The sequence below is a fragment of the Streptosporangium sp. NBC_01755 genome (assembly GCF_035917995.1).
Lineage (GTDB): Bacteria > Actinomycetota > Actinomycetes > Streptosporangiales > Streptosporangiaceae > Streptosporangium.
Map to the genome: position 1 here is coordinate 3,557,007 of NZ_CP109131.1, position 14,565 is coordinate 3,571,571.

Sequence of the window (14,565 nt, forward strand, 5' to 3'; positions counted from 1 at the left end):
GGGCACCACGTCGTCACCGCCCGCGCCGCGGTCCGCTCCAACGTCTCCCCCCCCGCCGCCGCGGCACATACCGGCCATCCGCGTCCACCATGATCCGAGACCGCTCGCGCTCCCCCTTCTTGACAAGCCGCCCGTCAGCCGCCGGCCGGAAGAACTGGTTGGCGAACCCGGTCCGGCTGTAGTGGTCCGCCACCAGGCTGCCCGGTCTGCTCGTCGGCCGGAACAGGTAGTCGCCCTGATGCCCCTCACATCCGCACGTACCCGGCTTGGTGCGGCGCAGCTGATCCGACATCAGCTCGGCCAGGAACGGAGGCAGCGGGATCGTCCGGCGGCCGTTGTGCTTCGGCGGCGCCTGGATGAACACACCCCTGACCTCTCGCAGCTGCCACTGCACCAGGATCGCGCCGAGCCGCGCATACTGCCGCTCCAGGCCGCGCACCTCGCCGAACCGCATCCCGGTGTACGCGGCGAGGAGAAACATCAGCGCCTCATCCCATCGGCCAGCCAGTAGGCCGACCCGCTCGGTGATGGTCAACGCCTGGTTAGGCGTGAACCACCGCGATTCCTCATCCGTTGTCTCCACATGCACGTCCTGCCGGCCTCGTCGCCGAGTCTGTCGCTGCCTTCGAGCAACGCATCGCCGAGAACGCCCAGGCCGAGGACGATGCCCGTACCACCAGTCGTCCCTTTGACACCGACAAGGACTGGCTGGTCGGTCAAAGGAATCGGGACCGAGGGTCGCTGCATGGAGATATCTGGCGTGGCACAGCCCTTGAGCTTGCCGATTGCGGCGTGCTCGCTGTCTTTCCCGCCGGCGGCTGGTGGAGGTACCACAACAGCAGCGACCGTGTTGGCCGCCAGGGTGTTCCCCGTGTGTTGGAGATCGTCAAAGTGGACCTTCGGGACGCCGGTCTTCGTGAGCGCCTTGGTTCAGAAACGGCGGTCGAATCACCTCTTCATAGGTGATCACCTATGAAGAGGTCACTTGGGCAACGGTTGGCTGCGCTTCATGAGGACGGTCAATTGGGGGTACGGGTAAGCGCATGTCGTATGTCTCAAACCGGGATGATTTAAGTTCATGCCGCCTGCTGATCCCATAAGATGACGAAGCACCGGGCTGTGCCATTCCGGGCAGATAGAGGAGCTAGGTGGCCGATTCGCCAGTCGACCGATCCAAGACGGTCGGCGACGCCGCTGGCAATGTTGGTCTATTCGGGCGCGACGGCGATCTCCGCGTACTCCGCTCCTTGGTGGAGCGCGCCCGGCATGATGGCGGAGCGCTGCTGTTGTTCGGCGAGCCCGGTGTCGGAAAGACGGTGCTGCTGGACGCGGCGAGCGCGTACGCCGAGGCAGCCGGTACGCACGTCTTGCGGGCATCAGGCACGCAGTTCGAGGCGGCTCACAGCTTCTCCACGCTCCATCAGGCCTTGTATCCACTGGTGGGCGATCTCGACGCGTTGAACCCGGTACACCGCAGGGCGCTCGGCGTCGCGCTGGGTCTTCGAGACGGTTCCCCGCCGGGCCTGCTGGTGATCGCGAACGCGGCCTTGGCGCTGTTGTCCCACGCGGCGGTGACCCGGCCCATACTGGTGGTCGTCGACGACCTGCCGTGGCTCGATCGGGCCAGCGCCATGGTCCTGGCGATCGTCGCCCGCCGGGTGGCGGGCAGGCGGGTCGGTTTCCTGGCCGCCTACCGGTCCGGCGACGAAAGCTTCTTCGACCGTGCCGGCCTGCCCGATCACGAGGTGCGGTCGCTTGCGGACGAGGCCGCGGACGCGCTGGCGGCGCACTGGTTGCCCGCGCTCGTGCCCGCGGTGCGGCGACGTCTCCTGGCGGAGGCGCAGGGGAACCCGCTGGCCTTGCTTGAGCTTCCCCTCACGCTGTCGGGCCGGCAGCGATCCGGTGTCGCGCGTCTGCCGGAGGTGCTGCCGTTGAGCGGTCGTCTCCAAGCGGCGTTCGAGTCGCGGATCAGCGGGCTGCCGTTGTCGGCACGGCAGGTGCTGCTGCTGCTGGTGTTGGACGGCACGGGCAGCCTGCGCGCGCTGGCGGCGCTCGGCGCCGATGCGACGGCGCTGGCCCCGGCCGAGCGGGCGGGGCTGGTCTCCGTTGAAGAGGGGGCCGGCCGGGTGAGGTTCCGGCATCCGTTGACGCGTTCGGCGGTCGTCAACCTGTCCACAGCGGAGGAACGGCTGCGGGCGCACGCGATGCTCGCCGAGCGGCAGTCGGACAGTCCGGAGCGCAGAGCCTGGCATCTGGCCCACGCCACGGTCGGTACGGACGAGCGGGTGGCGCAGCTGCTGGAGAAGGCGGCTCACACGGTCCGCGCACGCGGCGACGCGGCTGGTTCGGTCACCGCTCTGCTGCGGGCTGCCGATCTCAGCCCGGTCGGCACCGACCGGAGTCGTCGGCTCGCCCAGGCGGCGTACTTCGGGGCGGTGATGACCGGCGACCTGCGGGAGGTGCCGCGCCTGCTTGCCGACGCCCTGCAGGGCGAGAGCGGGAGCGCCCGATCGCTGGCCTCAGCCGTCGCGGCCGCCCATCACCTGCTGCTCAGCGGCGAGGGAGACGTCGACACCGCGCACCGGCTGCTGGTCGGCGCTATTGAGATGCAGCCCACGCCCTACGACAGCGGGGACGACACGCTCGTCGAAGCGTTCTACACCCTGGGCTGGGTCTGCTACTTCGGCGGGCGGGCTGAGCTGTGGGCGCCGTTCCACGCGGCGTTCGCTCAGCTGGCCGCGCCGGTTCCGGAGCTGCTCACCCTATTGGTGGGTACCTTCGCCGATCCGGCCCGTACGGCGTCCGCGCTGCTCGCCCGGATCGAGGCGGCGATCGCCGATCTGGACGGGCACGGTGACCCGGTCTGGAGCGTCCGTGTGGGGCTGGCCGCGATGTTCGTGGATCGGCTGACCTCGTGCCGGGCCGCCCTGTGGCGCATCCTGCGCGACCATCGTGATGGCACCGCGGTGACGCTGACCCTGCACGCCCGGTCGTTGCTCGGGCTGGATCAACTCATCACCGGTGAGTGGGATGAGCTGCGGGCTCTGGCCGAGGAGCACGTCGAGCTGTGCCGGCTGCACAACTATCGGTTGCTGGAATGCCTGGGGCTGTGCCTGTTGGCGATGCTGACCGCTGCCCGTGGCGACCATGAGGCCACCAAGGCGCTGACCGATCGGATGATGGTGTGGGCGACGCCGCGGCGGGCCGGGATGGTGCGGCGTATCGCGGCCCAGGCCCTGATACTCGACGCGCTGGGCCGCGGGGACTTCGAGGAGGCATACCGGCACACGATGACGATCACGGCCGCCGGCGAGCTGGCCGGCCATGTGCCGCACGCGTTGTGGGTGATCATGGATGTCGTCGAGGCGGCGGTGCGCACCGGGCGAACGGCGGAAGCGGTCGCGCACGTCGAGGCGGTACGGGCCTGCGAGGTTGCCGCGCTGTCGCCGCGGCTGGCCATGACCGTGGACGCCGCGGCTGCCTTGGTGGCGGGCGACGAGGACGCGGTCATCCTGTTCGAGCGGGCGCTTTCCATGGCCGACGGCGAGCACTGGCCGTTCGATCGCGCACGTATCGCCCTCGCCTACGGAGAGAGGCTACGGCGTAACAAAGCAGCTATCGAGGCCCGTCGGCACCTCACCGATGCCCTGTACGCATTCCAGCGGCTGGAGGCCCGGCCATGGGCCCAACGGGCCGCGAGTGAGCTGCGCGCGACCGGGCAAAGCATCGGCCACCTCGCCCCCGCTGGTCCGGGATCCCTTACCCCGCAGCAGCGTGAGATCGCCGAACTCGCAGCCGCCGGGTTGACCAACAAGCAGATCGGCGAACGGCTCTTCCTGTCGCCCCGGACCGTTGGGACCCACCTCTACCAGCTCTTCCCGAAGCTCGGCATCACCTCACGCGCCGCCCTGCGCGACGCGCTGGCCGGCCTCGACGACGAGGCGCCGCCGCCCGCGATCCCCTGAGGACGCCAGTCATTTGACGCAATCGAGTATGGCCTACGGTTGCCTACTGTTCTTCACGTCTGCATCACACCAGTACGCGAGGAGGAAGCATCATGAGTTCCACTGCGGCCAACGTTGTGCTCGTGCACGGTGGTTTCGTCGACGGGTCGGGCTGGCAGCCCGTCTATGACCTGCTCAAGCGGGACGGCTACCGGGTCAGCATCGTCCAGAACCCCACGCTGACGCTGGACGGGGACGCTGAGGCTACCCAGCTGATCCTGGACCGCCAGGACGGTCCCACCGTGCTTGTCGGACACTCCTACGGTGGCGCGGTCATCAGCGAGGCCGGTAACCACCCGCGGGTGTCGGCGCTGGTCTACATCGCCGCGTTCGCGCCCGACAAGGGCGAGTCCGTGAACACGCTCATCGCCGACCCGCTGCCGGGCGCGCCGGTGCCACCGATCCTGCCCCCGGTCAACGGGTTCCTCTTTCTCGACCGGGACAAGTTCCACGCCTCCTTCGCGGGCGACCTGCCGGCCTCGCAGGCTGAGTTCCTCGCCGACTCGCAGGTGCCGTGGGGCGTCGGCGCGCTCAGCGGCACCGTCACCGAACCCGCCTGGCGCACCAAGCCCAGCTGGTACCTGGTCGCCACCGACGACCGGATGATCCCGCCACCGGCTCAGCGGGCTATGTCCGAGCGTGCGGGCGCCACAGTGGTGGAAGCCGTCGGCAGCCATGCCATCTACGTCTCCCAGCCGGAGGCCGTCGCCGAGCTGATCAAGAAGGCGGCTGCCGGCGGCTGAGCGAACGGCTTGCAGGAGGTCCGGTGGACACCCCCGCCCGTGTCCACCGGCTGCCGGGCTTTCTACCCTCACCTGCATCGCGAGCGAGCGACTGCTCGCGTCGGTGTCACGGATCGTCTCGAACACCTCGGCCGCTCGCACGTAGGCTTGACGGCTCTCGCCAGTCCGGTCTTCCTCAGCAGCGCGGCGAGTATCTCCAGGGTGTGGGCATGCCGGTAGTTGGACAACTGGAACTGCTCCATGAGAGCGATCGCCTCAGTGAGCTTGGGATCGCTTCGGTCCGGCGGCCGAGCAGTCCCAGACATTGGCCGGCGAGGGAAAGCGCGTCCTGCTGGATGATCGCCGTGATGCTCGGTGTCATCCTGGGCTGGTCGTCGGCTGGGGTGCTGTGTACAGCAACAGGGCCGCACAACACCTCACTCCGACACCCACCGCCACACGCCCGAGCAGGCCGAGGAGTTCGCCAGGTGGTGACTGGCTCCCGTTTGCAACCAGGAAGTCAGGAGTTCGAATCTCCTATCCGGCTGTGACGTGTCGTCAGGTCAGCCGGATCCGCACAGCCTCTTGAGCTCGGCGAGGTCCGTGTTGATGTCCGCGATCACCTGGTTGGGATCGCCGCCGGTCATGCCGGTCATGCCGGTCAGCCGGAAGTTCATTTCCTGGAATTCGGCGGCCAGTCGACTGATCGTCGCCCCCACCGCTCCTTGCGCGTCGAGGACCGCGCCCATCAGGTCGAGGTAGGTCTGGCGAGCCGCGGCTGCCTGGCCGCTGCGGGTGGTCCCGGCGGTACCAGGTAGGCGACCAGCGCGACCACGGCGGCTACCGCACCCGTCAGAGCGCTCGTCGCCGCCCAGTTCGGGCGTAAACCTGCTCCTGCACCCGCCGTCGGCGGCTGCGCTGGTCCGTTCTCCGTCATGCCCTCATCGTGGCCGAGCCGCCGAACTCGGTCCAGGAAGCCTTCTACTGAGATGGGAACGCGCAATTCATCGGACACGCGGCGACATCATGCCTACCGCCCCAGTTTGACACCTTAAGTGTTCATATCCTTACCAAAGGTGATTGGCGCATCCGTCTGCAGGTCACCGAGGCCGGTAGCCCTTCTTCTTACGGCCGGCTGGCACGGCCCGGCGACCGGAGCCATTCTGTGCGGGTTTTTGTGCCTGCCGCTGTGCCGGTTTCTCCACAGGGGAGGCGGGGGTACGGCCCCGCGAGCTGTTCACCGTCCGGCCGCGGACGATGCCGATGAAATCTTCCACCAGGTCAGTGGTCGCGTCCGTGGGCCAGGCCAGCGCAACCTGAGACCGCGGCGCGTCCGGCACCGGCCGGTAAGTGAGATCCCTGCGGTGGTGGAGGCGTGCCAGCGACATCGGAACCAGGAGAATCCCAGTGCCGGTCGCTACGAGCTCGACCGCGTCCGCCGTTGTGGCCGGGCGGGTGAACGCGGGCAGCCCGGGCCGGGCGGTCCACTCGATGGTGTCGTCCAGAGGATGGAACACCTCGTCGTCGATAAGGTCGGCGATGGCCACCTCGTCGGCGGCGGCCATCGCGTGGTCCTTAGGCACCACGACCACCATGGTCTCCAGGTAGAGAGGAATCACGCTGAGTCCGTCCCGGTCGACCGGCAGCCTGACGAATCCGGCGTCGGCGCCGCCGTTCCGCAGGAGTCCCACCACCTCGTCGGCGGGAACCGCGACCAGGGTGACCGGCACGCCGGGCATTCTCTCGGTCCAGACGTTGACCCATTTCGCAGGTGTCACCCCGGGCACGTACGCCAGTCGAAACGTCCTGCCGGTCTCTCCATCAGTCACTTCCTCAGGGTACCGATGTCAAGGGAACCTGTTCCGGCTGACTACTCTTGATGCCATGACCTCGCCCAAACCGAAGACCATCCAGACAATGAAGCCCGCGACCGCGGCCAAGAAGCTGGGTGTCCCCCTCTCGGCCACTCCCGCCGAGTTCCAGGCGAGTGTCGTCTCCAGGGACGAGTTGAACGAGTTGCAGTCGACGCCACCTGCCTGGCTCGCTGACCTGCGCCGCAACGGCCCGCACACCAAGCAGGTCATCGCCGCGAAGCTCAGGGTCTCCATTGCCGGCCTGATCAGAGGTGGGATCACCGGACCGCTCACCACCGCTGAGATCGATGCGCTGAAAGCGGAGAACCCGGCGTGGCTGGAGCGCGAGCAGTCCAGCTACGCCGAGGCCCGCAAAGAAGCGCTCCGCCTCAAGCAACGCTAGACAGCTGAGATCCTGCACGTTTCCGAGCCAACGAGGTCGGGATCCCAGCCATGTGTCAAGGCGTAGTTGATGACCCTCCGCACGTCCTCGGGGGTCGAATAGGTGCAATCGGTCGCACAGCCCCACGGCAAGACCGCCTTTGACAACAGATCCGCCTGGAGCACACGGCTGTTCTTCCCGGCGCCCCAAACCCGCAGGCGAATACACCTGTGACAGTCACGCTCACCGGCCAGGTGGTTGATCCGGCACATCCATACGAACTCTCGCCCGCTCGCATACAGCTTTCGTAACCTTGCCCGCACGCTGCCCACCTCACCTCATTGGCCAGGTCGAAGCCTATGACTGCTCACCCGCGTACTATGTGAGCATTTGCTCATTTTCCTGGCATGCAGGGTGACGGCCTTCGGTGCTATCCAGCAACCTCGGCGTCCTGCCCGATCGCCTACGGCCCGGCGTACCAAGCTGTACCCATGCGGGGAGGCGCGGCGCCCGCGGTGGGAGAGGTTGCTCCCGAACATGGAGGAACATGGAGCAAGATTTTCAAGGGAGGAAGCTGAGCCTACTGTGCCTGCACCACCGGTGGGCCCTCGCTCGCCTGGACGAGGACGAACCCCTGGCCCTGGAAGGCGAGCTGCATGGCCTCGCCGCTGCCACGGCCGATCAGCGCACCGACTTTCATCGTTCGGTTGACGCCCACGTGCAGGCCGGCGCTCCAGCAGACCGCGGACTGGCCGTCGGCGAAGGTCGGTATCTGGGAGGTATCGAGGAGCACCGGCGTGCCGTGCGCGGTGACCGCGACCCAGCCGGTGCCCTTGATCGTCATGTTGAACAGGCCGCCCGCGGCGATACCCGCGCCCTGCACGCGCTGGATGTCCCAGGTGAGCTGGGGATCGAAGGCCAGCAGGTTGCGGCCGTTGACGGTGAGAGCTTCGTTCTCCAGGTAGAACAGGTGGATGTCGTCGGCGTTGTCGGCCAGGAACAGCAGGCCCTGCCCTCTGACGCGCATCAGCGGGGCGCCCTCGCCGGTCACCATCTTCTTGAACAGTTTTCCGACCCCGCCCGATCCCTCGTAGTCGAAATCCATCTGGCCCTGGAAGGCGACCATCGAGCCCTGCCTGGCGAGCACCTCGTGCGGTAGCCGGACGCGAAGCATCTTGGAGTTCTGCAGGGCGAAGTTGGCGGGAACCTGCTGGGAGTCCAGGTTCCCGAAGAGCGCGCTGCGCATGAGGCTCCCTTTGATGGGTGTAGTCGACATGGGTAGTGACGAACGGGGACGGGGCTCCGGTTCCCGCGAGCCCTTACGACGTTGGTAATCGACGTTGGTGATCGTGGGCGACGCGGACCTGTGTGTCAAGCCGTCACCCGAGGGCAGCCTGGCTCCGCTTGCCACTGCTGCGACAGCCAATCGGTGGATTCTTTCACCTCCACCCGGTCACGCAGCGCCTCGTGACGCACTCCGCAGCAGCCGCTGCCCCTCTTCGTCATCGATCTCGCGTACGCGTACTCGTTCTGCCGCCAAGACGGCCTGACCGTGACGCGCCACCCCCCAAGCCCACCGTCCGGACGGTGCGTCACGCCACAACGGGACAAGGGTTGCCTGGCACGGCACTAGACTTGTACTGTTCGCTGTCTTGTACTATTCGTGTTTATGACAGTAGGTTTGGCGCCATGACCGCACCCAGGACCCCGACCACCGCCGAGGAACTGCGCGGTGTCGGCCTGCGGGTGACGGCCGCCCGCGTCGCACTGCTCGAGACCGTCCGGGACGGTGACCACCTCGACGTCGAGACGATCGCCTCCGGGGTACGCGATCGCGTAGGCCATGTCTCCCTTCAAGCCGTGTATGAGGCTCTCCACGCGCTCACCGCGGTGGGCCTCGTACGCCGCATCGAACCGGCCGGCAGCCCGGCCCGGTTCGAGGGGCGCGTCGGGGACAACCACCACCACGTCGTGTGCCGGTCGTGCGGCGTCGTCGCCGACGTCGACTGCGCGGTCGGCGAGGCGCCCTGCCTGGCCGCGTCCGGTGACCACGGCTTCTCGATCGACGAGGCCGAGGTCATCTACTGGGGCTTATGCCCCGGCTGTTCCAGCGCCAGCAGTTCCTGAGCACCATGATCTGCCTTATCCGGAAGGATTCTTATGTCTGAGAACCATGATGCAATCGTCGTAGACGCGAAGACGGAGGGCGGAGGTGGCTGTCCGGTCGCGCACGAGCGCGCCCCGCACCCGACCCAGGGCGGCGGAAACCGTCAGTGGTGGACGGAGCGGCTCAACCTGAAGATCCTCGCCAAGAACCCCGCCGTGGCCAACCCCCTCGGCGAGGAGTTCGACTACGCCGAGGCGTTCAAGACCCTCGACCTCGCGGTTGTGAAGCAGGACATCGCTGAGGTGCTGACGACCTCGCAGGACTGGTGGCCGGCCGACTACGGCCACTACGGCCCGTTCATGGTCCGGATGGCGTGGCACAGCGCGGGCACCTACCGGATCAGCGACGGCCGCGGCGGCGCCGGGGCCGGCCAGCAGCGCTTCGCCCCCCTCAACAGCTGGCCGGACAACGTGAACCTCGACAAGGCCCGCCGCCTGCTGTGGCCGGTCAAGAAGAAGTACGGCCAGAAGCTCTCGTGGGCCGACCTCATGATCCTCGCCGGCAACGTCGCCCTGGAGTCGATGGGTTTCAAGACCTTCGGCTTCGCCGGCGGTCGTGAGGACGTCTGGGAGCCCGAGGAGGACGTCTACTGGGGTCCCGAGTCCACCTGGCTCGACGACAAGCGCTACACCGGCGACCGGGAGCTCGAGAACCCCCTCGGCGCGGTCCAGATGGGCCTCATCTACGTCAACCCGGAGGGCCCGAACGGCAACCCGGACCCGCTCGCCTCGGCCCGCGACATCCGTGAGACGTTCCGCCGGATGGCGATGAACGACGAGGAGACGGTCGCCCTGATCGCGGGCGGTCACACCTTCGGCAAGACCCACGGCGCGGGCCCGGCGGACCACGTCGGCCCCGACCCCGAGGCTGCCCCGCTTGAGCAGCAGGGACTCGGCTGGAAGAGCACCTACGGCACCGGCAAGGGCGCGGACACGATCGGCAGCGGTCTGGAGGTCACCTGGACCTCGACGCCGACGAAGTGGACCAACAACTTCTTCTGGAACCTGTTCGGCTACGACTGGGAGCTGACCAAGAGCCCGGCCGGCGCGCACCAGTGGCGGCCGAAGCACGGCGCCGGTCAGGACTCGGTGCCCGACGCCCACGACCCGTCGAAGCGTCACGCGCCGTCCATGCTGACCACCGACCTCGCGCTCCGGTTCGACCCGGTCTACGGCCCGATCTCGCGGCGTTTCTACGAGAACCCCGACGAGTTCGCGGATGCCTTCGCCCGCGCGTGGTTCAAGCTGACCCACCGCGACATGGGCCCGGTCGCGCGCTACCTCGGCCCGGAGGTCCCGGCCGAGACGCTGCTGTGGCAGGACCCCCTCCCCGCGGTGACGCACGAGCTCGTCGACGCCGCGGACGTCGCCTCCCTCAAGGGCCAGGTCCTCTCCTCGGGCCTGTCGGTGTCCCAGCTCGTGTCCGCCGCGTGGGCGTCGGCCTCGTCCTTCCGCGGCAGCGACAAGCGCGGCGGCGCCAACGGTGCGCGCATCCGCCTTGAGCCGCAGAGCGGCTGGGAGGTCAACGACCCCGACCAGCTGGCGACGGTGCTGCGCACCCTGGAGGGGATCCAGGAGGCCTTCAACGCCGCCCAGACCGGCGGCAAGCAGGTCTCGCTCGCCGACCTGATCGTGCTCGCCGGCGGTGCGGCCGTCGAGCAGGCCGCCAAGGACGCCGGCTTCGACGTCGAGGTCCCCTTCACGCCGGGCCGCGTGGACGCCTCGCAGGAGCAGACCGACGTGGAGTCGTTCACCGCGCTCGAGCCGGTCGCCGACGGGTTCCGCAACTACGTCGGGAAGGGCAACCGGCTGCCGGCTGAGTACCTGCTGATCGACCGGGCGAACCTGCTGACCCTGAGCGCCCCCGAGATGACGGTCCTCGTCGGTGGCCTCCGCGTCCTGGGCGCGAACCACCAGCAGTCGCCGCTCGGCGTCTTCACCACGACCCCCGGGTCTCTGACCAACGACTTCTTCGTCAACCTGCTCGACCTGGGTACGACGTGGAAGGCGACGTCCGAGGACGCGAACACGTTCGAGGGGCGCGACGCCGCCACGGGCGAGGGCAAGTGGACCGGCAGCCGTGCCGACCTCGTCTTCGGGTCGAACTCCGAGCTGCGCGCGCTCGCGGAGGTCTACGCGAGTGACGACGCGAAGGAGAAGTTCGTGAACGACTTCGTCGCGGCGTGGGACAAGGTGATGAACCTCGACCGGTTCGACCTCGCCTGATCATGATGTCCAGGTCGGCCCGCGCCGGCCGACCTGGACGTCCTCAGGGTGATGCCGCGACCACCTACGTCGAGCGGGGATTCCAGGCGTCGACCGGCTGGTGGGTCTTCGTAGCGGCGGCGATCTTCGCACTGCCCGACGCACAGGCCGCCGCGCTCAGTGGAGCCCTGGACCTGGGCGACATCGCTCCGGAAAACCGGTTCCTGGTCGGGCTGGCCACGCTGAGCCTTCTCTCTGAACTCGTGGGGGATGGCGCGCTGCTCTGTCTCATCGACGACGCGCAGTGGTTCGACCAGGCGTCCATCGACGCGCTGGTGTTCGCGGCCCGACGCCTTGAGGCTGAAGGCGTCGCTATGATCTTCGCCGCCCGTGCGAGTTTCCAGGCCACAGGGCTCCCGAGCTCCGGATGGGCGGGCTGGACAGTGCGGCGTGTCCGACTGAGGGGGCCTGCTCTGGACAACGTGCTCGACGGGGCGGGAAACGGAAGTGCTCCGCCTGAGAGGCCCTCGGTGCTCTCTCCTGCCGACCTTGGATAACGTCGAGGTCATGCGGCTTCATGTGGGATGCGCGATGTGGACTCACAAGTCATGGCAGGGGCGCTTTCTGCCCCATCCGCTTCCTGTCGGGGAGCGCTTGCGGGCCTATGCGACCTGGTGCAACGCGGTGGAGGGCAACACGACGTTCTACGCGACACCGGCCAGGAGCACAGTGGAGTCGTGGGCGCGGCAGACCACCCCGGACTTCCGCCTGGTGGTCAAGCTGCCCAAGTCGATCACGCACGAGGGCCGCCTTACCGGCGTCGACGAGGAACTTCGCTCGTTCCTGGAGGCGATCGAGCCACTGGGGCCGCGAACTCACGCCCTCTGGGTCCAACTGCCGGGATCGTTCGCTCCGACCGACCTCGGCACCCTGGCGGCCTTTCTTCGCCGTCTGCCCCGCTCGCACAGGTACGCCGTCGAAGTCCGCCACCGCGCGTTCTTCGAGGACGCGCGATCCGCACGGCTTCTCGAAAGGGTTCTCACCGACGTCGGTGCCGAGTGGGTCCCCTTCGACACCACCGTCCTCTTCCAGAGCCCTCCGACCAGCGATTCCGAACGAGATGCGTGGACGAAGAAACCGCGCGTGCCGCGCCGGTCGTTCGCTCTCACCGACCGGCCGATCGTGCGCTACCTCGGCCGGGACGCCACGGAGCGCACGATCGAGGGCTGGCGGTACTGGATCGACACGGTCGCCGAATGGCTGAGCGAAGGTCGCTCGCCGACCGTGTTCATCCATACCCCCGACAACGCCGATGCGCCGATGCTCGCCCGTCGTTTTCACGACGACGTGCGGGCCCGGCTGCCCGGGATCGAGCCGTTGCCCGAGCCCATGCCGACCGAGCCACTGACCCTCTTCTGACCGCCGGGCCGCCCGTCGTACGTCGGCGGACGGACAGGAAAAAGTCCAGGTTGGGGATGGTCGCCGTCACCTGAGCTTTGATCTTCGTTCGGCCTTCTTCCGGTCCGCGTTCGGCATCGCCCGCCCTCGACATCGGTGACCTGCGGCCTGCGGCCCGCCAGCCGGATCCCGATGAAGGGGCCGCCTTGGATATCAGAAGCTGCCCACGACCCCGAGCGCATTGTGCATCTGGCAGCTGTTCCCGAAGGTCCGAGACGACATGGTGAATCGGCTGTTCCACACACCGACCGCCGACACCGTCACCGGCTCATAGTTCAGCGGGCAGAGACTTCCCGGCGAAGGCTTGAGCTTACGCACATCACCATTTGCAGGTTCCAGAGCCGTGCACGCCTCCCGCGCGTTCGGGTGCGTCCCTCCGCCGATCGGTGAGCACTGCAACACCACCGCCCGAGCCGGTGGCAGAATGACCGGCCCCTGACTGGCCGTCAGCACCAGCGCCCGAGCCGACAGCTCACCCGACACGTCGAACACACCGGGCACGTCGAACACACCGGGCACGTCGAACATATCCGGTCTATCGGACACACCAGGCATGTCGGACACACTCGGCATAGGCTCACCGAGCGAATCAGCGTCGGCGGGTAACGCACTGAGCGTGGTCATCGCACCGAGGAACGCCACACCAAAAATCATCCGCTCCGCAAGCTGCTTCATCCAGATCGTCCCCCAGCTCACGCGATGTTCAATGCTCCCAGCGTGACCAGCGGCGACGCGGAAGCCAAGCATCGACCTTCCAGGCACACGTCAAGGTTTCGCGAGAGGGTAAAGCCAGGTGGCACTCACTTCTTCAGAGGTCACGGCCGGACCGGTGATCAGACGACCCGGGCTGGACCGTCGGCCCGGTGGAGGGCTCGTCCTGGGCGGCGGTGTCCGGCTTGGGCCGCCGCAGCACGATGAGCGCGACGGTGAAGGCGGCCATGAGCAGAGCGGCGGCGGCGCCAAAGGCCAGTTGGTAGCCGCCGGTCAGCGCGGCCGCCTCGCTTCTGCCCGCGGAGAGCAGCTCCTCGGTACGCGAGGCGGCCAGCGTGGACAGCACCGCGACGCCGGTGGCCATACCGACCTGCTGGGTGGTGTTGAACAGCGCGGACGCCAGGCCCGCGTCATCGGCCCTGGCACCGGTTTACTTCGGGCCGTTGACGGTCACCAGGGTGATTGGTGCACCTGACGGAAAAGCGGGCACTAGTCAACGAGAGCTTCACTTGGGGAGTGTTCGCACTGTAATTAGTATATTTTTTGAGACGATGACCCACATGAGCGACATGGTCATCAGCCTTGCCGACCTCCGTCGGGCATGCGCCCTGCTGCTCGACGCGGCGGAAAAGCATCACGGCGAACACGTTGAGTTGGAATCAATCGCGGCGGACCACTACTGGGATCTTCCCTTCGCGGGGGCATTCGACATGTCGAGTGATCCGGCCACGGATATCGGGGTCGGCCAGGTAAGTGACGACCTCGACGAGATTCACGCCCTGCTCGCCCGTTCGCCGGATGAACCCGTGATCCTGTGGCATGACCTTATTCATCTCTGCGGGCTTCTGCGAGCGATCGCCCTGGCCGACGCCGCCAGATGACCACGGTCATCATCCACGCGGGGCGTACATGATGACCAGCACGCCGAGCATGCAGATGGCGGCTCCGATGATGTCCCAGCGGTCGGGCCGGAACCCGTCCACCACCATGTTCTCCCCAGCGCCAAGGCCGCCTGTCTCCGCCGCGAGCGACCCCCACACCCCGAAGGTAAGCCTGTACCGAGG

The 14,565-nt window shown here is 67.6% G+C and carries 14 protein-coding genes and 1 pseudogene; 8 read left to right on the forward strand and 7 right to left on the reverse strand.

The window, feature by feature from the left end; all coding sequences use genetic code 11:
- Positions 1 to 13: 13 nt before the first annotated feature.
- Positions 14 to 583 carry a hypothetical protein gene (locus OG884_RS16605; protein WP_326646254.1) on the reverse strand — a complete coding sequence of 190 codons (570 nt, stop codon included), beginning with the start codon at positions 581 to 583 and terminating at the stop codon, positions 14 to 16.
- 565 nt (positions 584 to 1,148) lie between these two features.
- Between OG884_RS16605 and OG884_RS16610 the strand changes: the two genes are divergently transcribed.
- Together OG884_RS16610 and OG884_RS16615 are read left to right on the forward strand one after the other, a co-directional pair.
- Positions 1,149 to 3,965: a helix-turn-helix transcriptional regulator gene (locus OG884_RS16610; protein ID WP_326646255.1), complete on the forward strand. Its 2,817-nt coding sequence runs from the start codon at positions 1,149 to 1,151 to the stop codon at positions 3,963 to 3,965.
- 92 nt (positions 3,966 to 4,057) lie between these two features.
- Positions 4,058 to 4,747 (forward strand): alpha/beta fold hydrolase, encoded by a 690-nt coding sequence (locus OG884_RS16615; RefSeq protein WP_326646256.1) that lies wholly within the window; start codon positions 4,058 to 4,060, stop codon positions 4,745 to 4,747.
- Positions 4,748 to 5,289: 542 nt separating this feature from the next.
- Here the strand turns inward: OG884_RS16615 and OG884_RS16620 are convergent.
- Both OG884_RS16620 and OG884_RS16625 read right to left on the reverse strand, forming a co-directional pair.
- Entirely contained in the window at positions 5,290 to 5,475 is a 186-nt protein-coding gene (locus tag OG884_RS16620) for a hypothetical protein (RefSeq protein ID WP_326646257.1), read from the reverse strand.
- Positions 5,476 to 5,826: 351 nt separating this feature from the next.
- Positions 5,827 to 6,555, reverse strand: coding sequence for a LysR family substrate-binding domain-containing protein (locus OG884_RS16625; RefSeq protein ID WP_326646258.1), 729 nt, complete (start codon positions 6,553 to 6,555; stop codon positions 5,827 to 5,829).
- Between the two features lie 55 nt (positions 6,556 to 6,610).
- On the opposite strand from OG884_RS16625, the gene OG884_RS16630 reads away from it, so the two are divergent.
- Positions 6,611 to 6,982, forward strand: a complete 372-nt coding sequence (locus OG884_RS16630) for a DUF5997 family protein (protein WP_326646259.1) — start codon at positions 6,611 to 6,613, stop codon at positions 6,980 to 6,982.
- Between the two features lie 559 nt (positions 6,983 to 7,541).
- On the opposite strand, the gene OG884_RS16635 is transcribed toward OG884_RS16630, so the two are convergent.
- Entirely contained in the window at positions 7,542 to 8,207 is a 666-nt protein-coding gene (locus OG884_RS16635) for an AIM24 family protein (RefSeq protein WP_326646260.1), read from the reverse strand.
- A 443-nt stretch (positions 8,208 to 8,650) separates the two neighbouring features.
- On the opposite strand from OG884_RS16635, the gene OG884_RS16640 reads away from it, so the two are divergent.
- The 4 genes from OG884_RS16640 to OG884_RS16655 are packed head-to-tail and all read left to right on the forward strand — an operon-like array spanning position 8,651 to position 12,751.
- Positions 8,651 to 9,088: a Fur family transcriptional regulator gene (locus OG884_RS16640; protein ID WP_326646261.1), complete on the forward strand. Its 438-nt coding sequence runs from the start codon at positions 8,651 to 8,653 to the stop codon at positions 9,086 to 9,088.
- 33 nt (positions 9,089 to 9,121) lie between these two features.
- A complete protein-coding gene (gene katG, locus OG884_RS16645; protein ID WP_326646262.1) occupies positions 9,122 to 11,353 on the forward strand; it encodes a catalase/peroxidase HPI in 2,232 nt (743 codons plus the stop codon).
- Between the two features lie 2 nt (positions 11,354 to 11,355).
- The gene (locus OG884_RS16650; RefSeq protein ID WP_326646263.1) at positions 11,356 to 11,889 is read left to right on the forward strand and encodes a hypothetical protein; all 534 of its coding nucleotides are present in this window, start codon (positions 11,356 to 11,358) and stop codon (positions 11,887 to 11,889) included.
- 34 nt (positions 11,890 to 11,923) lie between these two features.
- Positions 11,924 to 12,751 carry a DUF72 domain-containing protein gene (locus OG884_RS16655; protein ID WP_326646939.1) on the forward strand — a complete coding sequence of 276 codons (828 nt, stop codon included), beginning with the start codon at positions 11,924 to 11,926 and terminating at the stop codon, positions 12,749 to 12,751.
- Positions 12,752 to 12,943: 192 nt separating this feature from the next.
- Here the strand turns inward: OG884_RS16655 and OG884_RS16660 are convergent, their stop codons facing one another.
- Complete coding sequence (locus tag OG884_RS16660) at positions 12,944 to 13,465, reverse strand: SSI family serine proteinase inhibitor (protein WP_326646264.1); 522 nt, start codon at positions 13,463 to 13,465, stop codon at positions 12,944 to 12,946.
- A 133-nt stretch (positions 13,466 to 13,598) separates the two neighbouring features.
- Positions 13,599 to 13,865, reverse strand: a complete 267-nt coding sequence (locus OG884_RS16665; RefSeq protein ID WP_326646265.1) for a hypothetical protein — start codon at positions 13,863 to 13,865, stop codon at positions 13,599 to 13,601.
- A 196-nt stretch (positions 13,866 to 14,061) separates the two neighbouring features.
- Between OG884_RS16665 and OG884_RS16670 the strand changes: the two genes are divergently transcribed.
- Positions 14,062 to 14,382, forward strand: coding sequence for a hypothetical protein (locus OG884_RS16670; RefSeq protein ID WP_326646266.1), 321 nt, complete (start codon positions 14,062 to 14,064; stop codon positions 14,380 to 14,382).
- 9 nt (positions 14,383 to 14,391) lie between these two features.
- Here OG884_RS16670 and OG884_RS16675 read toward each other — a convergent pair.
- Positions 14,392 to 14,493 (reverse strand): annotated as a pseudogene (locus OG884_RS16675) (YnfA family protein); the annotation flags it as partial.
- Positions 14,494 to 14,565 lie beyond the last annotated feature (72 nt).

What these genes read in the sequence shown, in the direction of transcription:
- OG884_RS16615 (WP_326646256.1), top strand. Translation starts at nt 4,058, where the DNA reads ATGAGTTCCACTGCGGCCAACGTTGTGCTCGTGCACGGTGGTTTCGTC.
- OG884_RS16620 (WP_326646257.1), bottom strand. Translation starts at nt 5,475, where the DNA reads ATGGGCGCGGTCCTCGACGCGCAAGGAGCGGTGGGGGCGACGATCAGT.
- OG884_RS16630 (WP_326646259.1), top strand. Translation starts at nt 6,611, where the DNA reads ATGACCTCGCCCAAACCGAAGACCATCCAGACAATGAAGCCCGCGACC.
- OG884_RS16635 (WP_326646260.1), bottom strand. Translation starts at nt 8,207, where the DNA reads ATGCGCAGCGCGCTCTTCGGGAACCTGGACTCCCAGCAGGTTCCCGCC.
- OG884_RS16640 (WP_326646261.1), top strand. Translation starts at nt 8,651, where the DNA reads ATGACCGCACCCAGGACCCCGACCACCGCCGAGGAACTGCGCGGTGTC.
- katG (WP_326646262.1), top strand. Translation starts at nt 9,122, where the DNA reads ATGTCTGAGAACCATGATGCAATCGTCGTAGACGCGAAGACGGAGGGC.
- OG884_RS16650 (WP_326646263.1), top strand. Translation starts at nt 11,356, where the DNA reads ATGATGTCCAGGTCGGCCCGCGCCGGCCGACCTGGACGTCCTCAGGGT.
- OG884_RS16655 (WP_326646939.1), top strand. Translation starts at nt 11,924, where the DNA reads ATGTGGACTCACAAGTCATGGCAGGGGCGCTTTCTGCCCCATCCGCTT.
- OG884_RS16660 (WP_326646264.1), bottom strand. Translation starts at nt 13,465, where the DNA reads ATGAAGCAGCTTGCGGAGCGGATGATTTTTGGTGTGGCGTTCCTCGGT.
- OG884_RS16665 (WP_326646265.1), bottom strand. Translation starts at nt 13,865, where the DNA reads ATGGCCACCGGCGTCGCGGTGCTGTCCACGCTGGCCGCCTCGCGTACC.
- OG884_RS16670 (WP_326646266.1), top strand. Translation starts at nt 14,062, where the DNA reads ATGAGCGACATGGTCATCAGCCTTGCCGACCTCCGTCGGGCATGCGCC.